This is a genomic window from Nocardioides alkalitolerans DSM 16699, from assembly GCF_000426525.1.
GTDB lineage: Bacteria > Actinomycetota > Actinomycetes > Propionibacteriales > Nocardioidaceae > Nocardioides > Nocardioides alkalitolerans.
Genome location: NZ_AUFN01000010.1, coordinates 1,172,542 through 1,196,301 on the forward strand (window position 1 = coordinate 1,172,542; position 23,760 = coordinate 1,196,301).

Consider the following 23,760-nt stretch of genomic DNA (forward strand, 5'->3'; position numbering starts at 1 on the left):
GCCCTCCCGTTGCGTCCGGATCCACGCGAGTGTGATCCGAATCATGATATTGGTGAGCATAATTACACGTCGCCCACCCCTTCTCGCAAGGGGCGGGCGACGGCTACGCTAATCATGATCAACAATCTGGAGGTGCCCATGCCCGAGGCCGTCATCGTCGACGCCGTCCGTTCCCCGATGGGAAAGGGGAAGCCGGGCGGAGCCCTCTCCTCGATCCACGCGGTCGACCTGCTCGCGGGCACCCTGAAGGGCCTCGTCGAGCGCACCGGCATCGACCCGGGCATCGTCGAGGACTTCATGGTCGGCTGCGTCGGCCAGGTGAGCGAGCAGTCGGGCACCCCGGGCCGCCAGGCCTGGCTGTCGGCCGGCTACCCCGTGCACGTGCCGTCGGTCTCGATCGAGCGCAAGTGCGGCTCGGGCCAGCAGGCCGTCGAGTTCGCCGTCCAGGGCGTGATGGCGGGCGTGTACGACGTCGTGGTCGCCGGCGGCATCGAGTCGATGAGCCGCGTGCCCATGGGCTCGAACCGCCAGGGCGCCGACGCCCACGGCCCGGGCGTCCGCGCCCGCTTCCCCGACCTCGTGCCCCAGGGCGTCTCCGCGGAGCTCGTCGCCGACAAGTGGGGCATCTCCCGCCTCGCGCTCGACGAGTACGCCGCCCGCTCGCACGCCCGTGCCGCCGAGGCCGCCGCCTCGGGCGGGTTCGCTGACGAGATCGTGCCGATCACCACCCCCGAGGGCACCGTGGTCAGCGTCGACGAGTCGATCCGCGCCGGCACGACGGTGGAGAAGCTCGGCGAGCTGCGGGCCGTCTTCGGCACCGACGAGAACCGTGACCGCCTGCCGCAGGTCGACTGGAAGGTCACCGCCGGCAACGCCTCGCAGATCACCGACGGCGCCGGCGCCGTGCTCGTCATGAGCGCGACGAAGGCCGCCGAGCTCGGCCTGCGCCCGCGGGCCCGCATCGTCGCCTCGGCCGTCGTCGGCGACGACCCCACCCTCATGCTGACCGGCCCGATCCCGGCGACGACGAAGGTCCTCGCGCGGGCCGGCATGACGATCGACCAGATCGACGCCGTCGAGATCAACGAGGCCTTCGCCTCCGTCCCGCTCGCGTGGGCGGCCGAGTTCCCGATCGCCGTCGAGAAGCTGAACCCGCGCGGCGGGGCCATCGCGCTCGGCCACCCGCTGGGAGCCTCCGGCGTACGCCTGCTCGCGACCATGATCAACCACCTCGAGCAGACCGGCGGCCGCTACGGCCTGCAGTCGATGTGCGAGGCCGGCGGCATGGCCAACGCCACCATCATCGAGATCCTCCGCTGACGCGGAGCCCGGTCTCCCCGCTCGACCCCTCTGTCTCGACCTGACCCGGACCTGACGAAAGGCCCTTCCTTGAACCTCGACAACGCCTCCGCCCTCGTCACCGGCGGCGCCTCCGGCCTCGGCCTGGCCACCGTGACCGCCCTGGTCGACCGCGGCGTGCCCACCACGATCGTCGACCTGCCCTCCTCCGCGGGCGCCGAGGTCGCCGAGAAGCTCGGCGACCTCGCCAGCTTCAGCCCGGCGGACGTGCGCGACGCCGACGCCGTCGACGCCGCGCTCGACGTCGCCACGTCGAAGGCGCCGCTGCGGGCCCTCGTGCACTGCGCCGGTCGCGGTGGCACCGTGCGGCTCGTCAACAAGGACGGCAGCGCCGGCGACTACGACCTCTACAAGGAGATCGTCGACATCAACCTCGTCGGCACCTTCAACGTGCTGCGCCTGGCCGCCGCCCGCATGGCGGCGAACGAGCCCGTCGACGGCGAGCGCGGCGTCTGCGTGCTCACCGCCTCGGTCGCCGCCTGGGAGGGCCAGATCGGCCAGATCCCCTACGCCTCGGCGAAGGCCGGCGTCGTCGGCATGACCCTGGTGGCGGCGCGCGACCTCTCGCGCGCCAAGATCCGGGTCTGCTCGCTCGCGCCCGGCATCTTCGACACCCCGATCCTCGCCCGGTTCTCCGACGAGATCCGCGACGGGCTGGCCGCCCAGGTGCCCCACCCGGCGCGCCTCGGCCGCCCCGAGGAGTTCGCCTCGACCGCGCTGCACGTCATCGACAACGCGATGCTCAACGGCGAGACGATCCGCCTCGACGGCGCGATCCGGATGTCGCCGCGATGACCGCCGGCACCACGGACACGACGGTCACCGAGGAGCAGGACCCCGTCCTCACCGAGGTCGTCGACGGCGTGCTCGTCGTGACCATCAACCGTCCGGGCGCCCGCAACGCCATCAACACGGTGACGGCCGAGGCGATCGGCGCGGCGATGGACCGCCTCGACTCCGACCCGACGCTCGTCTCCGGGATCATCACCGGCGCCGGCAGCACGTTCTGCGCCGGCATGGACCTCAAGGCCTTCCTCGCCGGCGAGAAGCCGTCGATCCCCGGCCGCGGGTTCGCCGGCATCGTCGAGGGCCCGCCGAGCAAGCCGCTCATCGCCGCGGTGGAGGGCTACGCCCTCGCGGGCGGGTTCGAGATCGCGCTGGCCTGCGACATGATCGTGGCGGCCGACGACGTGAAGTTCGGGCTGCCCGAGGTCAAGCGCGGGCTCGTCGCCGCCGGCGGCGGACTGATGCGCCTGCCCCAGCGCGTTCCGTACCACCTCGCGATGGAGTGGGCCCTCACCGGCGCGATGATCACCGCCCAGCAGGCCCACGAGGTCTTCCTCGTCAACCGCCTCACCCCGCGCGGGGGCGCCCTCGCGGGGGCGCTCGAGCTCGGGCGGGCCATCGCGGCGAACGGCCCCCTCGCCGTACGCGCCACGAAGCAGGTCATCGTCGAGGCCCCGGAGTGGTCGCGCGACGAGATGTTCGACCGTCAGCGCGACATCACCGTCCCGGTCCGCGGCTCGGAGGACGCCCGCGAGGGCGCCACCGCCTTCAAGGAGAAGCGCGCTCCCCGCTGGCAGGGTCGCTGACCCACCCCCGCGCCCCCGGCGCCCGCAGGTCCCGGTCCCCCGTTCGGCAGCCCCGACCGGGGGACCGGCTCGTCCGGGGAGGCCCTGCGCCCCGAGGGCGTCACCGCGGATCCGCACAGCGGCCGGCGGGTAGGAGCGGTCGCACCGACCCGACGACGAGGAGTCTCGCTGATGCCCACGCTCTCCGGCGGCCTCACGGCCTACCTGCCCGCCCTCGGCCGCACCCCGCAGGACCCCGTGGTCACGGACCTCCAGGCCACCCACGACGGCCCGGTGAAGGTCCGGAAGTTCTCCGGGCCGCCCGCCCTCTACATGAACTACACGGCCGCGGGCGTCGGCTTCCTCTTCAAGCACCGGCTGCTCGCGTCCGTCACCTTCTCCACGGGGCGGAACGCCGCGGGCTTCGACGTCCACGACCCCGACCAGCCGCTCGTCGACGGCCTCCGGGTCGCGCCGTCGCGCGACGAGGTGCGGGCGCTGCTCGGGCCGCCGTTCCGCCACGACGGGGAGGACTTCGACGTCTACGAGATCGACGGCTCCTTCGTGCAGTTCTCCTACGACGCCGAGATGCGCGCGACCCGGATCGCCGCCACGCCCGACCTGCCCCACTGGGCCGGTCCAGCCTGACGGCATCGCGCGGGTAGTCCCTGACGCAGTGGTCGTTCCCGGGTCCGGGAGACGACCCGATCGTCAGGGACTACCCGGCCGACGGGGCTAGGCCTGGCTCACTCCGGGGCCGGGAACTGCGGCTTGCGCTTCTCCATGAACGAGGCGGCGCCCTCGCGCATGTCGGGCGAGCCGATGGCCTGGACGAGCATGCCGAGGCCGGTGGAGAACGAGTCGCGCGCGGCGTTCCACCACATGTTGGAGCTGATCTTCGTGATCTCGAGGTAGCGCGGCGAGAGCGCGGCCAGGTCGGCGCACCAGGCCTCGACGGTCTCCTCGAGCAGGTCGTCGTCGACGACCTCGTTGACGAGGCCCATCTCGTACGCCCGCTGCGCGGGGTAGCGCCGGCAGAGCATCGAGAGCTCCTTCGCGCGCTTCTCACCGATCTGCACGCCCATCACGTTCGTCGCGCCGGTCACCGGCGAGCTGCCGACCTTCGGGCCGGTCTGGCCGAACGTGGCGGACCGGGCCGCGACCGCGAGGTCGCAGGCGACGACGAGCTCGTTGCCGCCGCCCGCGGCCGCGCCGTTGACCGCGGCGATCACGGGACGGGGACAGGTGCGGATGGCGTCGAAGAGCCGCAGCGACCCCTTGTAGAGGCCGCGCATCGACGGCATGTCGGGCTCGCTGAGGTTGGTGAGCGCTCCGCCGGCGCAGAACGACCCGCCCGACCCGGTGATGACCACCGAGTGGTACGTCGACGCGTCCTCGAGCGCCTCCGTGATCGCGGCGGCCATGTGCGCGTCGTACGCGTTGCGACGCTCGGGCCGGTTGAGCTGGATCCAGAGCGCGGTGCCGCGCTCGGTGACGAGGACGTCGGACAAGGTTCTTCCTCCTGGTGGTGGTGCGGGAACGGTCGGGTTGATCAGGACGACTTCAGCACCGTGCGGTGCCGGTCCATGCGCTTCCAGCCGAGGGCGTCGTCGGCGATGAGCACGGCCTGGATGTTGGCCGAGCCCTCGCCGGTCTGCCACAGCTTGGCGAAGTTGAGGTAGAGCCCGATCGGCAGCTCGTCCATGAAGGCGGCGCCGCCGAAGATCTCCGCGGTCGCCTGGGCCGCGCGGTTGCAGACCTCGCCGGCGTAGTACTTGGCGATCGAGCTCTCCCGCGTGGCGAGGTCGCCCTCGTCGTACCTCGCGGCGGCCTCGGCCACGAGACCGCGCGCGGCGGCGACCTCGACGGTCATGTCGGCGAGCTGCTTCTTGACCATCTGGAACGAGCCGATCTTGTCGCCGAAGGCGGTGCGCTCGTCGGCGTACGCCAGCGCGGCGTCGAGGCAGGCCTGGGCGAGACCGACGGAGCGGGCGGCGACGGTGAGGCGGCCGTAGTCCATGGCGTTCATGGCCACGACGAACCCCTGGCCCTCGGCGCCGAGCAGAGCGCTGGCGGGCACGCGCACGTCGGTCAGGCTCACCGAGTTCGTGGGCATGAGCTTCCCGAGGCCCCGGCAGGGGACGCGGGTGGCCTCGAAGCCGGGGGTGGCGGTGGGGACGACGAACGCGGTGACGCCCCTGTGGCCGGCCGCGGGGTCCGTCTTCGCGTAGACGATCGCGACGTCGGCGACGTTGGCGTTGGTGATCCACATCTTCGCGCCGTTGAGGACGTAGTCGTCCCCGTCGCGCACGGCGCGCGTGCGCATGGCGCCCAGGAAGTCGGAGCCCCCGTCGGGCTCGGTCATCGCGTTGCAGCCGAGCAGCTCGCCGGTGAGCAGGCCCGGCACCCAGCGCTCCCGCTGCTCGGGGGTGCCCCAGTTCGCGATCGTCAGCGGGACCGTGGCGGCCTGGAGGTTCATCGACGCCGACAGCGGCGGGTAGACCCACGCCAGCTTCTCCGAGACCGCCGCGAGCGCGCGGAAGCCCGCACCCGTGCCGCCGACCTCGGGCGGGAAGCAGCAGCCGAAGAAGCCCATCTGGCCCATCTGGGCGTAGAGGTCGCGCGGGAACTCCCCCGCGGTCTCCCGGGCGGCGATCGTGGGGCGCACCTCGCGCCGTCCCCACTCCTGCACCAGGTCGCCGATCTCGCGGGCCAGGTCGGCCCGCTCGGCCCGCTCCAGCAAGGCGGCGCGACGCGCCTCGTCGGTGTCGCCGACAGCGGCGGGGGCGGTGGTCACAGACATCGTGTTCAGGCTCCTTCGGGTCAGCTCGACGTACGGTGCGTCGAAGCAGCATTCGAATAACGCATCGGTGCTAATGTTCACCATCTTTGACCGGCCGCTCGGAGGACGAACCACGATGGTCACACGCGATTCCGCAGCTCAGCGGCCCCCCAAGGCCGCGATGCTCGTCGCCCAGCGCATCGTCCAGGACGCGCTGCGCGCGGGCCTCGGCCCCGGCGAGCTCCTCGAGCCCGAGCGCACGATGCTGGAGAAGTACCAGACCGGGCGCGGCACGCTCCGCGAGGCGCTGCGGCTGCTCGAGTTCCAGGGCGTCATCTCGCTCAAGCCCGGACCGCGCGGCGGCCCGGTGCTGCAGAACCCCGACGCCGCCCACCTGGGCAGCACCCTCGTGCTGCTGATGCAGCTGCGGTCGGCGCCGTTCCGCAACATCGTCGAGGTGCGCTCGGCCGTCGAGCCGATGATCAGCAACCTCGCCGCCACGCGCATGACCGACGAGGAGCTCACCGCGCTGCGGGGCACGGTCGACCAGATGCGGGACGAGATGGACGACCAGTACTCGTTCCTCGACGCCAACAAGCGCTTCCACGACATCATCGCCTGGTCGTCGCGCAACTCGCTGTTCGGCTACGTCATCGAGTCCCTGCTCGGGATCATGGACGGCACCGTCATCGGCATCGACTACCCGGGCTACCGCCGCACGGCGATCCTCAAGGCCCACGTGGAGATCTACGAGGCCCTCGCGGCCCGTGACCCCGAGGCGTCCGAGGCCCGCATGCGCGAGCACATCGAGGCCTACGAGCGCTACGCCGAGCGCAAGTTCCCCCAGCTCATGGGCGAGACCATCCCCTGGGACCAGCGCTACTTCGGCTGACCCCGTCGCCCGGTACGTCGGGCCCGGCTCCCCCGCAGACGCGGACAGAGGGTCCCTGCGCCTCGCGGCGTGGGGACCCTCTGTCGTGCGTGGCACGTGTCAGTCGTCCGAGCCGGCCAGGGCCGCCTCGCCGAGGAAGGCCCGGAGCACGGCGCTGTTGTCGCGCGCCTCGCTGGCGGCGCCGGCGAAGATGACCTCGCCGCGGGCGACCGCGACGACGTCGTCGGCGACGTCGAGACCCGCCTCGGCGTTCTGCTCGACCATGAGGATGCCGATGCCCGAGTCGGCCATCTGGCGCACCTTGGCGAGGATCGAGTCGACGATCGCGGGCGCGAGACCCATCGAGGGCTCGTCGAGCAGCATGATCTTCGGCTGCGCCATCAGCGCGCGCCCGAAGGCCAGCATCTGCTGCTCGCCGCCGCTGAGCAGGCCAGCGGCGGAGTCGGCGCGCTGCTGGAGGATCGGGAACATCTCGTGGACGCGCTCGAGGGTCTCGGCGACGAGCGACTTGTCCGCCGTGTAGGCGCCCATCCGGAGGTTCTCCGCGACCGTCAGGGGGCCGAAGATCCGACGCCCCTCGGGCACGAGCGAGACGCCGTGCCGCACGATCTTGTGGGGCGCGAGCCCGGTGAGGTCCGTGCCGTCGAGCGTGACCTTGCCGCTCACCGGCTTCTCGAGGCCGGCCACCGCCTTGAGCGTGGTGGTCTTGCCGGCGCCGTTGGCGCCGAGCACGAGCGTGATCTTGCCCGGCGTCGTCGACATCGAGACGCCGCGGACGGCCTCGACGTTGCCGTAGCTGACGTGCAGGTCGCTGACATCAAGCATGGTCGCGCCACTTCCTTCCGAGGTAGGCCTCCTGGACCTGGGGGCTCTGCACGACGTCCTTCGGCCGGCCCTCGGCGATGAGCTTGCCGAAGTTCATGGCGAAGACGTGGTCGCAGGTGTCGATCATCATCTGCACGTCGTGCTCGACCAGCAGCTGGCTGAGGCCACCGGTGCGCAGGCTCTGGAGCAGCGCCGAGATCTCCGCGCGCTCCGTCTGGTTCATGCCGGCGGTCGGCTCGTCGAGCAGCAGGAGCCGCGGTCCGGTGGAGATGGCCCGGGCGATCTCCACGCGGCGCTGCGTGCCGTACGAGAGCTCGGACGGGTAGAAGCTCTCGAAGCCCTGGAGGTTGGTGCGCTCGATGGCCTCCCCCACGGCGGGCGAGATCTGCTTGCCCAGCAGCCGCTTCAGCAGGTTCGGGCGGGGGCCCTCGTCGTGCGTGCGACCGTCGGCGCCGAGCTGGATGTTCTCCAGGACGGTCAGGTCGGGCAGCAGCCGGACCGTCTGGAACGTGCGGGCCACGCGCTTGCGGGCCACCACCGACGCCGGCGAGCTCTGGTACTCCTCGCCGTCGAAGAGCAGACGGCCGCTGGTCAGCTTCGTCAGCCGGGTGATGGCGCCGATGAGGGTGCTCTTGCCCGACCCGTTGGGGCCGATGATCCCGTGGATCGTGTCGGGCAGCAGCTGCAGGGAGATGCCGTCGACGGCCTTGACGCCGCCGAAGTGGACGCAGACGTCGTCGCACTCGAGCACGGCCACGCCACCGGGCGACGCGGGCGCGCCGCCGGCCGGGCCCGTCGTGGGCAGGGTCTCCGCGGTGTTCGGGGTGCTCATCGCTGGGCCTCCATCTCGGGCGCGAGCCGGTCGATGTCCGTGGTGTCGCCGGTGCTGGTCGGCGGGGGCGTCTGCGCGGTCGCCTTGTCGGTCGCCTCCTGGCGGCGGCGGCGCAGCACGGAGCGCTTCGTGTCGACGTACACGCCGTAGAGGCCGCGCGGGAGCAGGACCGCCGCGATCGCGACGATGATGCCGTAGATGAGCTCCTGCCACTCGCCGACGACGGCGAGCAGGTCGGGCAGCCACGTGAAGATGAGGGCGCCGATGACCGCGCCCTTCCAGGACAGCGAGCCGCCCACGATGATCATCGTCAGGGCGAGCACGATGAGCGGGAAGCCGATGTCGAGCGGGCTGACCGCGCTGCGCACCAGGATGTTCATGGCGCCGGCGACGCCGCCGAGGACGCCGCTCACGGCGAACGCGACCAGGCGGTAGCGGCGGACGTTGATGCCCATCGAGGCGGCGAGCTCGGGGTCCTCGCGGACGGCGTCCACGCGGCGGCCGAGCTTGCCCCGCTCGCTGAGCGCGACGAGCACGAGGGCGATCGCACCGATGGCGAACATGTGGCCCATCGTGAAGTCGGAGATCACGCCGTACCGGCCGGTCGAGCCGCCCGTCAGCTCGCCGCCGTTGATGGCGACCACGCTGATGATGAGGCAGAACGCCACCGTCGCCATGGCGAGGTAGAGACCGTTCAGCTTGGCGATCAGCAGGCCGACGACGAGCACGACCAGACCCGCCAGGAGCCCGGTGATGACGATCGTCGGGACGGCAGCCATCTGGTAGTCCAGCACGAGGATCGCGCCGGCGTAGCAGCCGAAGCCGTAGGCGCCGGCACCGGCGAACGAGAAGACGCCCATGCGGATCGGGACCTGGATGCTGAGGGCCAGCAGCAGGCCGGTGATGGTGGCCTGCACCAGGACCAGGTTGGTCAGGTAGAAGCTGCTCATGTGCGACGGACCTCCTTGCGTCCGAAGACGCCGGCGGGACGGATCAGCAGGACGATGAAGATGAGGCCGAACGACACGGCCTCCACCCACGAGCCGCTGGTCTGGGTGAGCACCCAGACCTCGCAGGCCGCGAGGAAGTAGGCACCGAAGGCGACGCCGCGCATGCTGCCCACGCCGCCGAGGATGATGATGGCGAACGCCTTCACGAGCAGGGTGTCGCCGCTCTCGGGCGTGATCGCGCCGAGCGTGAACGTGAAGAGCACACCGGCCAGGCCGGCGAGACCGCCGGCGACGGCCATCGTGACGAGGGCGAGGCGGCGGCGGTCGACGCCCATGAGGGAGGCCACCTCGGCGTCGACGCCGATCGCCCGCAGGGCGAGGCCGTTGCGCGAGCGGCGCAGCCACAGGGCGAGGGCGAGCCAGAGCACCAGCGCGACGATGATCGTCATCACCGCGATGTTCGTGATGCGGAGGTCGCCGACCACCCAGGTGTCGACCGAGAACGACGACTCACGCAGCCCGAACGGGTTGCTCTTGGTGTGGTGCTGCGCGATCGCCAGCGGGATGATCGCGATGCCGATGCCGCCGATGAGGATCTGCATCTCGGCGTTCTTCTTCGTGCGTGCCCGCTTGATGATCTGCTCGAACGCCAGCACCTGGATGAGCACCGACATGAGCGCGCCCACCGCCACCGCCACCGCCACGACGGCCAGGAACGGCAGCGCCGTCGAGCCCAGGAGGAGGTAGGCGGTGAAGGTGGAGAACATGAAGATCGAGCCGTGCGAGAAGTTCAGTACGTCGATGGTGCCCCAGGTCAAGCTCATGCCGAGGGCGAACAGCAAGTAGATCGAGCCGAGGCTGACGACGCTCAGGACGTCCTGCATGGCCCCTCCCATTCATGGTCGGTGCGTGGTGGTGTCCGGGCGTCCGGGACGCCCTGGGGTGGGGGCCGTGACGAGGCTCCGTCGCGACCCCCACCCGTGCTGTGCGGGGTGGAGCGAGAGGTCACTCCGCCGCGGCGGGCTCACCCTCGTAGAGCAGGATCTCGCCGTCGGTCGAGTACTCGATGACGACGCCGGGCACCTGGAGGTCGTTGTCGACCCAGGTCAGGCCCTCGCCCAGAGCACCGTCGAAGCTCTCCTCGGCGACGGTCGCCATGGCGTCCTTGACGGACTCGCGGTCGGCCGACTGGGCCTCCTTGAGCGAGCGCGCCAGGAACCAGGCGGCGTCGTACGCCTCGGCCGCGTAGTTCAGCGGGTCCTCGCCGAACTCCTCGTTGTAGGCCTCGACGAACTCCTGGCTGGAGGTCGCGCTCATCTGGTAGTTGAAGTCAGCGGCCCAGACCATGCCGTTGCCGGCCTCGCCCGCGGGGTCGAGGTTGCCGGCCGAGGCGCCCGAGTTGCCGAGCACGGGGCCGTCGTACCCGGCCTGGCGCAGCTGCGTCATGGCGGTCGGGTTGGCGGCACCCACGAGCAGCACCGACACGAGGTCGGGCTCGGAGCCGAGCACCTGCGAGATCGGCGCCGAGAAGTCCTGCGTGGTCGCCTGCGTGCCGACCGACGCGGTGATCTCGATGCCGAGCTCCTCCGCCATGGCGGGGAGCGTGTTGCTGCCGATGTCCTGCAGCGTCGGGGTGGCCTCGGTGTAGATGATGCCGAGCGACTGGGCGCCGGTCTCCTCGATGTACTGCTTCAGGAGCGGGTAGTACTCACGCATCAGGGGCGTGGCGCGGTAGGTGTAGTCGCCCACGACCACACCGTCGCTGCCGGCCTGCGTGTAGATGGTGGGCATCTGGCGCTGCTCGGCGAGCGGCGACATGGCCACGGCCTCGTTGCTCGAGACGGAGCCGAACACGGCGGAGACCTCGCCACCCGCGGTGGCCTTGGTCATCTCCTGGGCGGCGGTCTGGGGCTCGGACTTGGTGTCGACGTAGTCGATCTCGATGGTCGTGCCCTCGAGGTAGTCCTGCTCGTTGATCTCCTTGATCGCGAGCTCGTAGCCCTTGTTCGCGGCCTCGCCGGCGAAGGCGACCACGCCCGTCGTCGGGTTGATCGACACGACCTTGATCGTGTCCGGCAGCTCGTCGCTGGCCTGGGGGCCACCGCCTCCGCTGACGCTTCCACACGCTGACAGCCCGAGAACTGACGCCGTGACGATGGCACCGAATGCCATCCGGCGCTGGGACCCGCCCATGAACCCGCTCATCCGAACTCCTCGTTACTTTGAATATCATGCGCATGATTCGCATGTGATCCACACCATAGGGTCGCGTCGGTTCGCTGTAAAGCGGTTCAGCGAAAGGTGCAGATCAGTGCAGATCGGACGCCGGCGCGAGAAACGTGCGGAACGCACGAGTCCGCTCCGCGACGAACCGGCGGGCGACGGCCGAGGCCGGGGCGAAGACGTCGAAGCCGTGCACGGCGCCGGGATAGACGTGCAGCTCGACCGACACCCCCACCTCGAGGAGGCGGGCGGCGTACGCGACGTCCTCGTCGCAGAAGAGGTCCAGCTCGGCCGTCGCCAGCCAGGTGCGGGGCAGCCGACGCAGGTCGTCGGCGCGGGCGGGTGCCGCGTACGCCGGGACGCCCGCGTCGCCGGGGCGCACGGTTCCCGCAACCCCGCCCAGGTACGCCGCCCAGGCGTGGCGGTTCTTGGTGACGTCCCAGACCCGGGGGTCGACCACCCCGCGGCTCGAGACCGTCGCCTCCCGGTCGTCGAGCATCGGGTAGACGAGCAGCTGGGCGTCGACCACGACGTCGCCCTCGTCGCGGGCCCGCAGCGCGACACGTGCCCACCGCCGTGCACCCAGAGCAGCCGGCCCGCGTCCGGCGCCGCCCCCGCGGCGGGCCGGTGCACCCGCACGAGCACGTCGCGGCCGTCCGCCCCGGTCAGGGTGCGCTCCTCGACGTGCACCCCGTCGTGCGGCACCGCCTGCGCGCGGGTGGCCGCAGCCAGCTCGCGGCGCCAGGCCCGGGCCCGGGGGATGTCAGCGAGGTCGTAGACGGGCATCGCCTCCAGCGCCGCCGCCACCTCGGGGTCGAGGCGCTCGTCGTACCGGAACCCGGCCACCCCGCTCACATCCCCGCCACGTCGGAGCCGCGGCGCGGCCCCGGTGTGAAGGTCGCCGGGATGCGCTGGAAGCCGGCGTTGACGCCCTGGTGCACGTAGGTCTCGACCGCGTCGAGGTCGATCTCGTAGTCGGGCATGCGCTCGAGGACCTGCCCGATCAGCGACCGCGCCATGGCCCGTCCGAGGTGGGCCCCGGCACACCGGTGGACCCCCATCCCGAAGGCGGTGTGGCGGTTGGGCCAGCGGTCGATCCGCACCTCGTCGGCGTCGTCGAACTGCGCGGGGTCGCGGTTGGCGGAGCTCCAGGCGAGCAGCACCCGGTCGCCGACGCGCAGCGGAGCGCCGTGGAAGTCGACGTCCTGCACCACCGTGCGCGCCAGCGCCTGGGTGGGCGAGAACGCGCGCAGGAACTCCTCGACCGCCCGCTCCAGCAGCTCCGGCTGCTCGATCAGCTCCCGGCGCTGCGCCCGGTCCCGCTGGAGGTGCACGAGGGTCTGGCTGACGAGCGAGGCCGTCGTGCCGACGCCGCCGCTGATGAGCAGCTCGACGAGGGAGTAGACGCCGTCGTCGGTGATGGGCTCGCCGTCGACCTCCTGGTCGAGCAGGTGGCTGATGACGTCGTCGCGCGGCTCGGCCCGACGGGCGACGATCGCCTCCATGATGCGGCCCTCCATCCACGGGATGTCGACCTGCACCGAGCGGGTGTGGGCCTCGCTGCCCGGGGTGTCGGCGAGCACGGAGTGCAGCGCCCGGGAGTAGCGGCGCCAGTCGGCGACGTCGAGCCCCAGCCAGTCGAGCGTCACCACGGCGGGCACGCCGATGACGCTGGAGAAGTCGCACGCGCCCTGCTCGACGACCTGGTCGACGAACCACGTCGTCCACCCCTCGACCATCGGCGCGAGGCGCGCGACCGCCGCCGGCGAGGTGAGGGGGTTGAGCAGCTGGCGGTAGGAGCGGTGCAGCGGCGGGTCGAGCTCGACCGGGATGTGCAGGCGCGTCGGCGCCTTCGGGATCACGTTGTTCAGCCCGGTGCCGCCGTGCTCGCTGCGCGCCGACGAGAAGGTGCCCTCGTCACGGGCGGCGTCGAACACCGACGGGTAGTCGCTCAGCACCCAGAAGCCGCCCTGCGCGGGGGTCCAGGCGATCGGTGCGGTCGCGCGGAGCCGGCGGTACGACGCCACCAGGTCGGCGGAGTGCGTGGGCGAGTTGTGGTCGAACTCGACCACGGTGACGCCCGGACGGTCGGGTGCTTCGGTGGACATGGGACCCCTCGCGCTGCTCGACAGTGTGACGCAATTCATGCATATGATAGGGAGATATTCGCCACGGGCCAGTGGCGGCCACCCAGCACGGAGGTCCGCAGTGCAGATCGGCGTCATCCTCGGCGATGTCCACGCGAGCGTCTCCCCGCGCGACCACCTCGACGGCCTGCTGCGCCAGGTGGAGGCGGCCCAGCGCAACGGCATCTCGCACATCACGATGGGGCAGCACTTCCTGTACGGCGACCTGCGCTGGCTGCAGCCCATCCCGACGCTGGCGCGCATCGCGGCCGAGCTCGACGAGCACGTCACCCTGGCCACGACGGTCGTGCAGGTGCCGCTCTACCACCCGGTGATGCTGGCCGAGGACCTCGCGACGCTCGACATCCTGACCCGCGGCCGCCTGGTCGTCGGGGCGGGCGCCGGCTACCGCGAGGACGAGTTCACGGCACTGGGCGTCGACTTCTCCCAGCGCTTCGCGATGTTCGACGAGGCGATCAGCATCATGAAGCAGATGTGGACGCAGGACACGGTGTCGTTCGACGGGAGGTTCTGGTCGCTGACGGAGGGCAAGACCCACATCCGGCCCTACCAGGAGCCGCACCCGCCGATCTGGATCGGCGCCATGAAGGACCACGGGGTACGACGCTCCGCCCGCCTCGGCGACGGCTGGCCCATCACCCCGGAGACCCGCGGACCCGAGATGGTGCGGCTCCTCTCGATCTACGAGGACGAGCGCGAGCGGGTCGGCCGGCCCCAGGTGAAGCACCCGCTGCGCCGCGAGATCATCCCGGCCGCGACGACGGACGCGGCGTACGAGCGGTTCGAGTCCATGGCCAAGGAGCGGCTGCTCGCCTACGCCGACCGCCAGCTCGCGACCCGCAGCGCCGACGAGCTCTCCCGGGAGTTCCGCGAGGTCGCCCGCAAGGAGACGTTCATCGGCACCCCCGACGAGTGCGTCGCCCAGATCGCCGAGATGGCCGCGCTCGTGCCGATCGACCCGATCCTCGTACGGGCCCAGTGGCCGCACATGACGAGCGAGGCGGTCGTGGAGTACCTCGACGACCTCGGCCGCGACATCGTGCCCGCCGTCGCCGACATCGTCTCGGTCGACCGCGTCGTGCGGGCCGCCTGAGCCGACGACGGCCCTGACCCCTCGCGGTAGGTCGTACCCGCGCCACGGGTACCTCCTACCGCGAACCGACCGGCCTCAGCCCGTCGCGATGCCCGCCCAGATCATGTCGGCGACGTGGCGCCACGCGGCCGGGTCGGTCTCGCCGATCTCGGAGAGCCGTCCGGCGGTGCCGAGGATGAGCACGGAGAGGTCGGCGTAGGTGATGCCGGGCCGCACGAGACCGTCGGCCACGGCGGCGTCGAGGGACGCGGTGAAGAGGGCCTCGACCTCCGCGCGCGCGGCCGTCACCTCGTCGTCGATCGCGCCCGCCCGGAGCAGGTCGAGGGCCAGGCGGTCGCCGCGCAGGCGCGCGTAGAGCTCGAGAAAGACCTCGCGGAACGGTACGTCGCCGGCGTCGGCGGCGGCCCGCAGCGCCGTGCGCCAGTCGACCAGCCACCGCAGCGCGACCTCGCTCAGCAGCTCGGTCTTGCTCGGGTAGTTGCGGTAGACCGTCGCGTTGCCGACGCGCGCCCGGTCGGCCACCTGGGCGACGGTGGCGTCGAGCCCGTGCTCGGCGAACACGAGCGCCGCCGCCTCCGCGACGCGGGTCCGGTTGCGCTCGGCGTCGGCCCGGCCCCTGGCACGGGGCGGGTCGGCGTCGTCGGCGGGAGGCACGACTGGCGTCACGAGACCGGCAGCAGGGCCGGGGCGCTGCGCAGCTGCTCGACGGCCGCGTCGACCGACGCGCGAGCCAGCGTCCGCAGCCGGTCGTCGCTCTTGGTCGCGGCCGGGTGGGGCACCACGAGGTGGTGGTAGCCGGGCGAGCCCAGGTTCGCCGCGAACCGGGCGACGTGGGCCACGAACACGTCGGTGATGAGCACCGTCGCCGGCACACCGCGACGCTCGAGGAGCAGCGCGTCCTGCAGGGAGCAGGCGCTGCACGCCCCGCAGTCACCGAGACCGGTGACGACGAGGTCGGCGCGCGCCGCGATCTCGTCCGCGTGGGCGTCCTCGACCGGGAACGCCGCCGACGACTTGCTGACCAGCTCGACGTGGTCGAGCGAGAGACGCTCGGCGAGCGCGTCGCCGAGATGGGCGAGCAGGTCGCGGGCCTTCGGCTTGCCGTTGTCGATCAGCACGAGCCGGCCCCCGACGACGTCGCGGCCGACGCGGGACGCGAGGTCCACCGGCGCGGCGGGCGCGTCCTCGACGACGGGCACGTGCACCTGGATGGTCGTCATGCGGGCTCCTCGGGGGTGGGACGGGCGGTCGGGCGGGAGAACGTCGAGAGGTCGACCTCGCAGGCGTCGGGCCCGCAGTCGGGCAGGGCCTCGCCCGCCGTACGCACGCGGCGGGTGACCGCGCGGGTGTGCTGCGCGGGCGCGAAGGCCGGCAGGTAGGCCGACCAGCCCGGTCCGGGACCCCCTGCGGTCACGAGGAGCACGTCGTCGGCCGAGGCCAGCGACGGGAGCAGCCCGTCGGCGCCCGGCGTCATGTCGTGCTGGCTCCCCACCTCGAGGGGCACGCCGTGCGCGACGAGCTCGTCGGGCGGCAGGCGGCTCTCCCGGAACAGGAACTCGCGGACGCGCGCCTGCGACCAGCCCCCGTCGCGCAGCGCCCCGGAGTGCTCGGGGCACAGCACGGCGATCCCCTGGCCGCCCTTGCCGACGGGGAAGCTCGCGGCCACCCGGATGGCGGACACGAAGGTGCGGGCGACGTCCTCCGGCACCTCGGAGAGGTGGTTCGCGACCTGCCGCGGCGCCTCGGTGGCCATCACGGTCACCGTCGTGTCGTCGGCGTCGAAGCCGAGCTGCACGCGCAGCGGCTCCCAGGGCGCCGGCGGGTCCTGCTCGGCGAAGCAGAGCGTCAGCTTGCCGGGGTTGCCCATGGAGGTGGCGTCCATGTCGCCGACGCGGGCCCCGAAGACGTTGCGGGCGACGAGCCGCACCGCGCGACCGATCGTGGCGTTGGCGCGGTTGCCGGGTCCGAGCGCGTTGTGCGACGCGTTCATGCCGACCTCGGCGGCCAGCGGTCCGCTCACGACCACGCACGTGGCCGCTCCGCCGGTGCTGGTGAACGCGGCGTGCGCGTTGAAGGCCGGGTCGAGGGCGGCGCCGAGCGCGGCGACGACGATCGGGAAGTACGCCGGGAGGCAGCCCGCCATGACCGCGTTCACCGCCGCCTGCTCGATCGTGACGACCCGGCCGCGCCGGGGGATGCCGCCGATCACGTCGTCGGGCTCCCCGTCGACCGCGGCCACCATCGCGGCGACGGCCGGCGGGGTGGGCGGCACGACGGGCAGGCCGTCCGTCCACCCCCGGGCGAAGAAGATCTCGCCGACCTCGTCGGCCGGCAGCTCCAGAAGGTCGGTCATGGACACCTCCCACCCCACCACGGACGGGTGGGCGCGATCGTTCGACAGTAGCCCCGGAACCGGACTAGAGCAATCCGCTTCGAGAGGTCGGGGCAGCGGGTGCTCAGACGACCCGGTGCGTGCGCACGAGCGCCCGGGCGTTGCCGAGGGTGAGGCCGGCGACGCGCAGGTCCTCGGCCAGGCCCTCGCCCTCGCCGAGCACGTGGTCGACCGCCTCCTCCACCGACCCGAAGGCCCGCAGGTCGAGCAGGTCGGCCGCGTCGCCGTACCGGCCCGTGCCGACCCCGCCGGTCGCCCAGTACTGCTCGTGCCCGGGCCCGTCGGTGCGCGCGGGCCACGCCTCCGCGGCGGCGTCGCGGAACTCCTCGACGGGTACGGCGACGTGGCGGCGCAGCAGGGTCGCCACCGCGACCGCACCGTCGGGCACCGGTCGGTGCCGCGCGGCCTCCGTGAGCATCACCGAGAAGCCCGACTTGTCGACCAGCTGCTCCTCGTCGGCCCGCACCGCCCCCTGGTAGTGCGCCGACGCGAAACCGGCCTCCATCTCGGCGACGGTGTCGAAGTCCAGCAGCGAGCACGCGTCGACCCCCAGGTACGGGAAGGGCCGTCGGCCGTCGACCAGCACGGGGTGCAGCTGCACGTAGCCGCGCAGGCCGGGGATGGCACCGGCTGCGTCGGCGTGCGCGCTGCGCCAGTGGTCGACGAACGCGGTGGTCGTGAGGCCGGCACGTCGCGGCGCCATGCCGATGCGGGTGAGCACGGAGACCTCCAGGGGTCCTAGGAACGGGGTGATCGGGGGGAACCGGCGGAGTGGGGGGTGCCGACGGCACCGCTGTCGACGAGGGCGGCGACGCGGGCCGCGTCGTACCCGAGCTGGGCGAGGACCGCCGCGCTGTCCTGCCCCGGGCCGGGGGCCGCGCCGGGCACGGGCGTGGGGCTGCGGCTGAACCGCGGCGCGACGGCGGGCTGGCGCACCGGGCTGCCGGGCGGCACGCCGGGCACCTCGGCGTACGCCGCCCGCGCGACGGCGTGCTCGTGGGCGGCGGCCTCGTCGAGGTCGAGCACCGGCGAGACGCAGGCCTCGACGCCCTCGAAGGCGGCGGTCCAGTCGTCGCGGTCGCGGCCCCCGAAGGCGTCGGTGAGGGCGGCCCGCAGGGCGGGCCAGCGGGTCCGGTCCTTGTGGGCGGAGACCAGGTCGGGATCGGTGAGGCCGAGCACGCCGAGCGCGTTGCGGAAGAACCGCTCCTCGATCGCGCCGAAGGCCACCCAGCGGCCGTCGGCGCACGTGTAGACGTCGTAGTAGGGGCACCCGGTGTCGAGCAGGTTGGTGCCCCGCTCGGTCGACCAGCGGCCCTGGGCGCGCAGCCCGTGCACGAGGCCCATGAGGGTCGACGTCGACTCGAGCACGTTGGCGTCGACCACCTGGCCGCGGCCCGACGTCCGGGCCTCGAGGAGCGCGCAGACCACGCCGAACGCGAGCGACGCGGCGCCGCCCCCGAAGTCGCCGACGAGGTTGAGCGGCGGCACGGGCCGCTCCCCCGCACGACCCATGCTGTGCAGCGCCCCGGTCATGCCGATGTAGTTGATGTCGTGGCCGACGACCTGCGCGAGCGGCCCGTCCTGGCCCCACGCCGTCAGGCGCCCGTAGACCAGCCGCGGGTTCACGGCCAGGCAGCGGTCGGGCCCGACGCCGAGCCGCTCGGCCACCCCGGGCCGGTAGCTCTCGACCAGCACGTCGGCGGTCGCCACGAGGTCGAGGAGCACCGCCACGCCGTCGGGTGACTTGAGGTCGAGCGCGATCGAGCGGCGCCCGCGCTCGATCACCGGGTTGGGGGTGTAGTCGGCGCTCGGCGGTCCGGTGCGGTCGACGCGCACCACCTCGGCGCCCATGTCGGCGAGCAGCATCACGCTGAACGGGCCGGGCCCGATGCCCGCCAGCTCGACCACGCGGACGCCGGCGAGCGGCCCGCCCGGGCCCGTCTCCTCCTGCGCCTCAGGCACGGGCGTCCTCCAGCACGGCCGTCTCCTCGGCGAGCTGCGTGCGCAGCACCGCCTTCGCCACCTTGTCCAGCGTCGACCGGGGCAGGTCGTCGACCACGCGGATCTCCCGCGGCCGCTTGAAGTCGGTCAGCAGCTCGGCGCAGGCGGCGGTGGCCGCCTCGACGGAGACCCGCTCCCCCGACCGGGCCGTCACGAACGCCACGGGCACCTCGCCGAGCATCCGGTCGGGCCGGCCGACGACCGCGACCTCGTCGACCCCGGCGACCCCGCGCAGCACCCGCTCGATCTCGGGGGCGCCGATGTTCTCCCCGCCCACCTTGAGCACGTCCTTGTCGCGCTCCACGAACCAGAGGTCGCCCCCCTCGTCGAGCCGCACGCGGTCGCCGGTGCGGAACCAGCCGTCGGCGGTGAAGGCCGCGGCGGTGGCCGCCGCGTCGCCGAGGTACTCCGAGAACAGGGAGACCCCCCGCACGCCGCGCACGCGCAGCTCGCCGTCGCCGCCGGGGACCACCGGGCGGCCCTCATCGTCGACGACGGCCACGTCGTACTCGCTCGCCGCCCGCCCCATCGAGCCCGCGGCCCCCGGGTGGTGGAGGTCGCTGACAAGGGGGTGCGTGACGGTCTCCGTCATGCCGAACCAGCCGATCGCGCCGACGCCGCCGGTGGCCGCCGACGGGGTGACGACCGCGCTGTTGCCCCAGCCGCGGAAGCGGTGGTGCTCCGGCACGTCGTGGCCCTCGAGCGCCCGCAGGCAGAAGGAGACCACCGACGACCAGGTGGCGCCGTACCGCACCGCCGTCGGCCAGAACCGGCTCGCGGAGAACCGCGGCTGCAGCACGAGCGCACCGCCCGACCACAGCGTGGAGAGGAAGGAGTAGGAGAGCGCGTTGGTGTGGAACAGCGGCAGGTGCACGAGGTTCACGTCGCCGGGCCCGAGGCCCTGGTGGGCGGCGCCGACCTGCCCGGCCCACAGCGCGCTCGCCTGCGACCAGACGACGCCCTTCGGCCGGGCGGTCGTGCCGGAGGTGTACTGGATGCTCGCGGGCGCGCCGGGGGCCACACCGCGCGGGTACGGCGCGGGGTCCCCGGCCAGCAGCCCCGCGAAGGTGCCCCGGGCCGCACCGCAGGCGCCGTCGACGTAGAGCCGCGCGGCGGGCGCGGCCAGGGCCACGTTGTCGGCCCGGTCGGGCGTGGTGAGCACGCCGACGGCCTCGCTGTGGCCCAGCGCGTAGGTCAGCTCGTCGCGCGAGAGCCGCGGGTTGAGGCAGACCGCGACCGCCCCGAGCGAGGCCACCGCCGCCCAGGTGAGCAGGAACGCCGGACCGTTGGGCAGCACGAGGGCGAACCGCTCGCCGGGCCGCAGCCCGTGGGCGTGCAGCGCGCCGGCGATGCGGTCGACGTCGGCGGCGAACTCGCGGCGGGTCCAGCGACCGGGGTCGCCGTCGAAGGGCGACCAGAGCAGGAAGGGCCGGTCCGGCGTGCGGCGGGCCCACGTCTCGACCAGCCAGCCGACGTCGCGGCCCTGAGCAGCGGCGACCGGGGCAGCGGCGACCGGAGCAGCGGCGACCGGGGCGCTCACAGCGGCCACTGCAGGTGCTTGACGGTGAAGAACTCGGCGAAGCCGTCCTCGCCCATCTCCATGCCGACGCCCGACTGCTTGGCCCCGACCCACGGCACGTCGGGGCGACCGGCTCCCCCGCCGTTGACGGCCACGGTGCCGGACTCGAGCCGCCCTGCGACCGCGAGGGCCTCCTCCGGCTCCCCCCAGACCAGGGCGTTGAGGCCGTAGCGGCTGTTGTTGGCGATCGCGACGGCCTCGTCCACCGTGTCGTAGACGAGCACGGCGGCGATCGGCGCGAAGAGCTCGTCCTGGCAGATCTCATCGTCGGCGCCGACCCCGTCGACGAGCGTCGGCATCAGGAACCAGCCGTCGAGGCCCTCGGGACGGGTGCCTCCCACCAGCACCCGGGCGCCGCCGGCGACCGCCCGCTCGAGGTAGCCCTCGACCCGGGTGCGGTGCTCGGCCGAGATGAGCGGGCCGACCTCCGTCGTGGCCAGCGTGGGGTCGCCCGTGGGCACGTGGTCGGTGAGGAACGCGACGGCCTTCGCGACGAACGCCTCGGCGTCGTCGCGGTGCACGAGGATGCGCGTGGTGGCGCCGCAGCCCTGGCCCGCGTTGCGGCAGAACCGCAGCATCGACGGCCCGACGGCGCGGTCGAGGTCGGCGCCCGGCAGCACGACCGTGGGCGACTTGCCGCCCAGCTCGAGCACGATCTTCTTGTTCGTCGGCGCCGCCGCCGTCATCACGGCCTCGCCCACCGCGTTGGAGCCGGTGAAGGTCACCATGTCGACCGCCTCGTGCGACGACAGCAGCTGCCCGACCTCGGGTCCGCCGGTGACGAGGTTGAGCACGCCCGCGGGCACCCCCGCCTCCTCGGCGAGCCGCACGAACGCGAGCGTGCACAACGTGCCGCGCGGCGAGGGCAGCAGCACGACCGAGCAGCCGGCGGCCAGCGCGGGCGCGACCTTCCAGGCGATCATGTTGATCGGGTAGTTGTACGGCGTGATCGCCGCGACGACGCCGATCGGCTCCCGCAGCAGCACGCTGGCGGCGGGGAACGGCAGCTCGAGCGGCGGCAGCTCCTCGCGGTAGCCGCCGCGGGGCCCGGCCTCGGCCCGGTCGGCGGCCCAGCGGACGTTCACGACGGGCGTCGCGGTCTGCAGGCTCCGCGCCAGGGCGATCGGCGAGCCGACCTCGGCGGTGACGAGCTGCGCCAGCTCCTCGTGGTGCTCCTCCATGAGGGCGGCCAGGCGCCGCAGCACCCCGGCCCGCTCCTGCGGCGAGCGGCCACGCCACACGCGCGCGTCGAACGAGCGGCGCGCGGCGAGCACGGCCTCGCCGGCCTGCTCGACGTCGGAGCCGGTCCACGTCGCGAGGGTGGCCGCCGTACCCGGGTCGACGCTGGTGAAGGACGCGCCCCGGCCCTCCCGCCAGGTGCCGTCGACGTACGTCGTGGTCGAGCTGTCGGGGAGCGTCAGGGTCATGCGGTCTCCTCGCCGGCCGCTGCCCCGGTGGGGGCGCGGTCGGGCAGGTCGATGTCGAGCACGAGGGACTGGAAGGCCTTGCCGTGCGGGTCGGCGCGCAGGGTCATCGACACGCCACCGCCCAGGGCGCGGTCGAGCACGAAGTTGAGGCCGTGCACCCGGGGCAGCTCGTAGCGCACGACGCTGCCCTCGACGAGCGCACCGAAGTGGTCGCGCACGCGGTCGGCGGTGAGGTGCTGGACGAGCAGCGGGTAGTCGGCCTCGTCGTAGACGAAGACGCAGATGTTGCTGACGTCGCCCTTGTCGCCCGAGCGGCTGGCGGCGATCTCGCGGAGCTTCACGCGACCCCCACCTCCGTGCGCACCGGCACGAGGTCGCGCGGCACGTACGCCGGGGTGACGCCGAGCGCGGGCACCACCGAGCTGGTGTTGCCGCCCCCGCCGGCGGGGCCGAAGTAGAGCAGCTCGGTCTCGTGCGCGGCGGTGCGCGCGACGTCGTACGACGTGCTGCGCAGCGCCAGCCGCAGCCGGACCTCGGCGGGGTAGCCCCCGCGCAGGCGGTCGCCGAGGATCGAGTCCATCCCCACGAGGTCGACGCGCATCTCGTCGATCTGCGAGGCGTACGGCGCCAGCCGCGCCCGCACGACCTCCTCCGCGCGCCGGGCCCGCTCGACGCAGCCGGGGCCGGCGTAGGACATCTCCCCCGTCGCCCGCCAGCCCTGGTCGATCCCGACGAGCACCTTGAGGGTCTCGGGCCAGGCGGTGCCCCGTGCGCCGGAGATGCGGACGCGGTCGCCACCGAGGTCGTCGACGTCGAGGCCGGTGAAGTCGGCGGTCACGTCGGGCGTCAGGTAGGCGGCCGGGTCGTGGATCTCGTAGTAGAGCTGGGTCTTCATCGTCATGGCGTCGACCGCGCCGCCGGTGCCCGGGAGCTTGGTGACGACGACCGACCCGTCGGAGACCTCGCCGATCGGGAAGCCCAGGTGGTGGGGGTCCGGCACGACGCGGTACGGCGGGTCCTCGTAGTTGCCGCCGGTCGAGTGCACCCCGCACTCGAGCAGGTGGCCCACGAGGGTGGCGTGGCCGACGCGGTCCCAGTCGTCGAGGTCCCACCCGAGCTCGTGGCAGATCGGGCCCACGAAGAGGGAGGGGTCGGCGAGCCGCCCGCCGAGCACGATCTGCGCGTCCTCGCGCAGGCAGTCGACGATCCCGCCCGCGCCGAGGTAGGCGTTGGCCGACACGACCCGGTCGCCGAGCGCGCGCACGGTCGTGCCGAGCTCGGGCAGGTCGGCGTCGAGCTCGTGCACCAGGTCGCGCACGTCGTCGCCGTGGATGACGCCGATGCGCACGCCCGGCAGCTCGACCTCCTTCAGCGCGCGGGAGAAGTCGTCACGCGCGGCGTCGGGGTTGGCGGCGCCGAAGTTGCCGACGACCTTGCCGCCCGCGGCGAGGTAGTCGCGCAGCAGCGGCACCAGCGCGGCGATCCGTCGGTCCTGCCCGCTCGCGGGGTCCTGCCGGCGTCGTACCTGGGCGAGCGCCATGGTGCGCTCGGCCAGGCAGTCGAAGCCGAGGTAGGAGACCCGCCCGCTCGCGGCCATGGCCGCGACGGAGTCGAGCCGGTCGTCGGCGTACGCCGAGCCCGCCCCGAGGGAGAGGAGGGCCGGGGGGCGCCGCGCGTCGGCGGCCAC

The 23,760-nt window shown here is 73.0% G+C and carries 24 protein-coding genes; 6 read left to right on the top strand and 18 right to left on the bottom strand.

Annotated features, from left to right (window positions below):
- The first annotated feature begins 114 nt into the window (after positions 1–114).
- The 4 genes from K329_RS0106315 (at position 115) to K329_RS0106330 (ending at position 3,578) form a co-directional block, all read left to right on the top strand.
- Positions 115–1,320, top strand: a complete 1,206-nt coding sequence (locus K329_RS0106315; protein ID WP_245596447.1) for a thiolase family protein — start codon at positions 115–117, stop codon at positions 1,318–1,320.
- Positions 1,321–1,389: 69 nt separating this feature from the next.
- On the top strand, positions 1,390–2,154 hold the full coding sequence (locus K329_RS0106320) for an SDR family NAD(P)-dependent oxidoreductase (RefSeq protein ID WP_028472383.1): 765 nt from the start codon (positions 1,390–1,392) through the stop codon (positions 2,152–2,154).
- Positions 2,151–2,951, top strand: coding sequence for a crotonase/enoyl-CoA hydratase family protein (locus K329_RS0106325; RefSeq protein ID WP_052336425.1), 801 nt, complete (start codon positions 2,151–2,153; stop codon positions 2,949–2,951). The genes K329_RS0106320 and K329_RS0106325 overlap by 4 nt, the downstream gene beginning before the upstream one ends.
- 171 nt (positions 2,952–3,122) lie before the next feature.
- The gene (locus tag K329_RS0106330; RefSeq protein ID WP_028472385.1) at positions 3,123–3,578 is read left to right on the top strand and encodes a hypothetical protein; all 456 of its coding nucleotides are present in this window, start codon (positions 3,123–3,125) and stop codon (positions 3,576–3,578) included.
- A 98-nt stretch (positions 3,579–3,676) separates the two neighbouring features.
- Here K329_RS0106330 and K329_RS0106335 read toward each other — a convergent pair whose 3' ends face one another.
- The gene (locus K329_RS0106335; protein WP_028472386.1) at positions 3,677–4,441 is read right to left on the bottom strand and encodes an enoyl-CoA hydratase/isomerase family protein; all 765 of its coding nucleotides are present in this window, start codon (positions 4,439–4,441) and stop codon (positions 3,677–3,679) included.
- A gap of 41 nt (positions 4,442–4,482) precedes the next feature.
- Entirely contained in the window at positions 4,483–5,733 is a 1,251-nt protein-coding gene (locus tag K329_RS0106340) for an acyl-CoA dehydrogenase family protein (protein ID WP_169721570.1), read from the bottom strand.
- Positions 5,734–5,848: 115 nt separating this feature from the next.
- Here K329_RS0106340 and K329_RS0106345 point away from each other — a divergent pair, with 115 nt between their 5' ends.
- Positions 5,849–6,604, top strand: a complete 756-nt coding sequence (locus K329_RS0106345) for a FadR/GntR family transcriptional regulator (RefSeq protein WP_211225732.1) — start codon at positions 5,849–5,851, stop codon at positions 6,602–6,604.
- A 99-nt stretch (positions 6,605–6,703) separates the two neighbouring features.
- Here K329_RS0106345 and K329_RS0106350 read toward each other — a convergent pair whose 3' ends face one another.
- The 7 genes from K329_RS0106350 to K329_RS0106380 all read right to left on the bottom strand — a co-directional run bounded on the left by K329_RS0106350 (position 6,704) and on the right by K329_RS0106380 (position 13,542).
- Positions 6,704–7,429, bottom strand: coding sequence for an ABC transporter ATP-binding protein (locus K329_RS0106350; RefSeq protein WP_028472389.1), 726 nt, complete (start codon positions 7,427–7,429; stop codon positions 6,704–6,706).
- Positions 7,422–8,261, bottom strand: coding sequence for an ABC transporter ATP-binding protein (locus K329_RS0106355; protein WP_084541016.1), 840 nt, complete (start codon positions 8,259–8,261; stop codon positions 7,422–7,424). The genes K329_RS0106350 and K329_RS0106355 overlap by 8 nt, the downstream gene beginning before the upstream one ends.
- Positions 8,258–9,211 (bottom strand): branched-chain amino acid ABC transporter permease, encoded by a 954-nt coding sequence (locus K329_RS0106360; protein ID WP_028472391.1) that lies wholly within the window; start codon positions 9,209–9,211, stop codon positions 8,258–8,260. The genes K329_RS0106355 and K329_RS0106360 overlap by 4 nt, the downstream gene beginning before the upstream one ends.
- Entirely contained in the window at positions 9,208–10,095 is an 888-nt protein-coding gene (locus K329_RS0106365; protein WP_028472392.1) for a branched-chain amino acid ABC transporter permease, read from the bottom strand. Before K329_RS0106365 ends, K329_RS0106360 begins: the two co-directional genes overlap by 4 nt.
- Before the next feature lie 121 nt (positions 10,096–10,216).
- Positions 10,217–11,416 (bottom strand): ABC transporter substrate-binding protein, encoded by a 1,200-nt coding sequence (locus K329_RS0106370; protein ID WP_084541017.1) that lies wholly within the window; start codon positions 11,414–11,416, stop codon positions 10,217–10,219.
- Between the two features lie 103 nt (positions 11,417–11,519).
- A complete protein-coding gene (locus K329_RS31420) occupies positions 11,520–12,179 on the bottom strand; it encodes an alpha/beta hydrolase fold domain-containing protein (protein ID WP_342665402.1) in 660 nt (219 codons plus the stop codon).
- 106 nt (positions 12,180–12,285) lie between these two features.
- Positions 12,286–13,542, bottom strand: a complete 1,257-nt coding sequence (locus tag K329_RS0106380; RefSeq protein ID WP_043642068.1) for a cytochrome P450 — start codon at positions 13,540–13,542, stop codon at positions 12,286–12,288.
- 100 nt (positions 13,543–13,642) lie between these two features.
- Here K329_RS0106380 and K329_RS0106385 point away from each other — a divergent pair, with 100 nt between their 5' ends.
- Entirely contained in the window at positions 13,643–14,674 is a 1,032-nt protein-coding gene (locus K329_RS0106385; RefSeq protein ID WP_028472395.1) for an LLM class flavin-dependent oxidoreductase, read from the top strand.
- A 75-nt stretch (positions 14,675–14,749) separates the two neighbouring features.
- On the opposite strand, the gene K329_RS31425 is transcribed toward K329_RS0106385, so the two are convergent.
- The 9 genes from K329_RS31425 to K329_RS0106430 form a co-directional block, all read right to left on the bottom strand.
- Positions 14,750–15,328, bottom strand: coding sequence for a TetR/AcrR family transcriptional regulator (locus K329_RS31425; RefSeq protein WP_052336429.1), 579 nt, complete (start codon positions 15,326–15,328; stop codon positions 14,750–14,752).
- 8 nt (positions 15,329–15,336) lie between these two features.
- Positions 15,337–15,894 carry a UGSC family (seleno)protein gene (locus K329_RS30740; RefSeq protein ID WP_028472396.1) on the bottom strand — a complete coding sequence of 186 codons (558 nt, stop codon included), beginning with the start codon at positions 15,892–15,894 and terminating at the stop codon, positions 15,337–15,339.
- Positions 15,891–17,027 carry a hypothetical protein gene (locus K329_RS25055; RefSeq protein WP_157571587.1) on the bottom strand — a complete coding sequence of 379 codons (1,137 nt, stop codon included), beginning with the start codon at positions 17,025–17,027 and terminating at the stop codon, positions 15,891–15,893. Before K329_RS25055 ends, K329_RS30740 begins: the two co-directional genes overlap by 4 nt.
- A 103-nt stretch (positions 17,028–17,130) precedes the next feature.
- Positions 17,131–17,787 (bottom strand): EthD domain-containing protein, encoded by a 657-nt coding sequence (locus K329_RS25060; protein ID WP_043642070.1) that lies wholly within the window; start codon positions 17,785–17,787, stop codon positions 17,131–17,133.
- A 17-nt stretch (positions 17,788–17,804) separates the two neighbouring features.
- Positions 17,805–19,028 (bottom strand): CaiB/BaiF CoA transferase family protein, encoded by a 1,224-nt coding sequence (locus K329_RS25065; protein ID WP_052336431.1) that lies wholly within the window; start codon positions 19,026–19,028, stop codon positions 17,805–17,807.
- Positions 19,021–20,607: an AMP-binding protein gene (locus K329_RS0106415; protein ID WP_169721571.1), complete on the bottom strand. Its 1,587-nt coding sequence runs from the start codon at positions 20,605–20,607 to the stop codon at positions 19,021–19,023. The genes K329_RS25065 and K329_RS0106415 overlap by 8 nt, the downstream gene beginning before the upstream one ends.
- The gene (locus K329_RS0106420; protein WP_043642072.1) at positions 20,604–22,073 is read right to left on the bottom strand and encodes an aldehyde dehydrogenase family protein; all 1,470 of its coding nucleotides are present in this window, start codon (positions 22,071–22,073) and stop codon (positions 20,604–20,606) included. The genes K329_RS0106415 and K329_RS0106420 overlap by 4 nt, the downstream gene beginning before the upstream one ends.
- Positions 22,070–22,414, bottom strand: coding sequence for an AtuA-related protein (locus tag K329_RS0106425; protein ID WP_028472399.1), 345 nt, complete (start codon positions 22,412–22,414; stop codon positions 22,070–22,072). The genes K329_RS0106420 and K329_RS0106425 overlap by 4 nt, the downstream gene beginning before the upstream one ends.
- Positions 22,411–23,760 carry an acyclic terpene utilization AtuA family protein gene (locus K329_RS0106430; protein ID WP_028472400.1) on the bottom strand — a complete coding sequence of 450 codons (1,350 nt, stop codon included), beginning with the start codon at positions 23,758–23,760 and terminating at the stop codon, positions 22,411–22,413. Before K329_RS0106430 ends, K329_RS0106425 begins: the two co-directional genes overlap by 4 nt.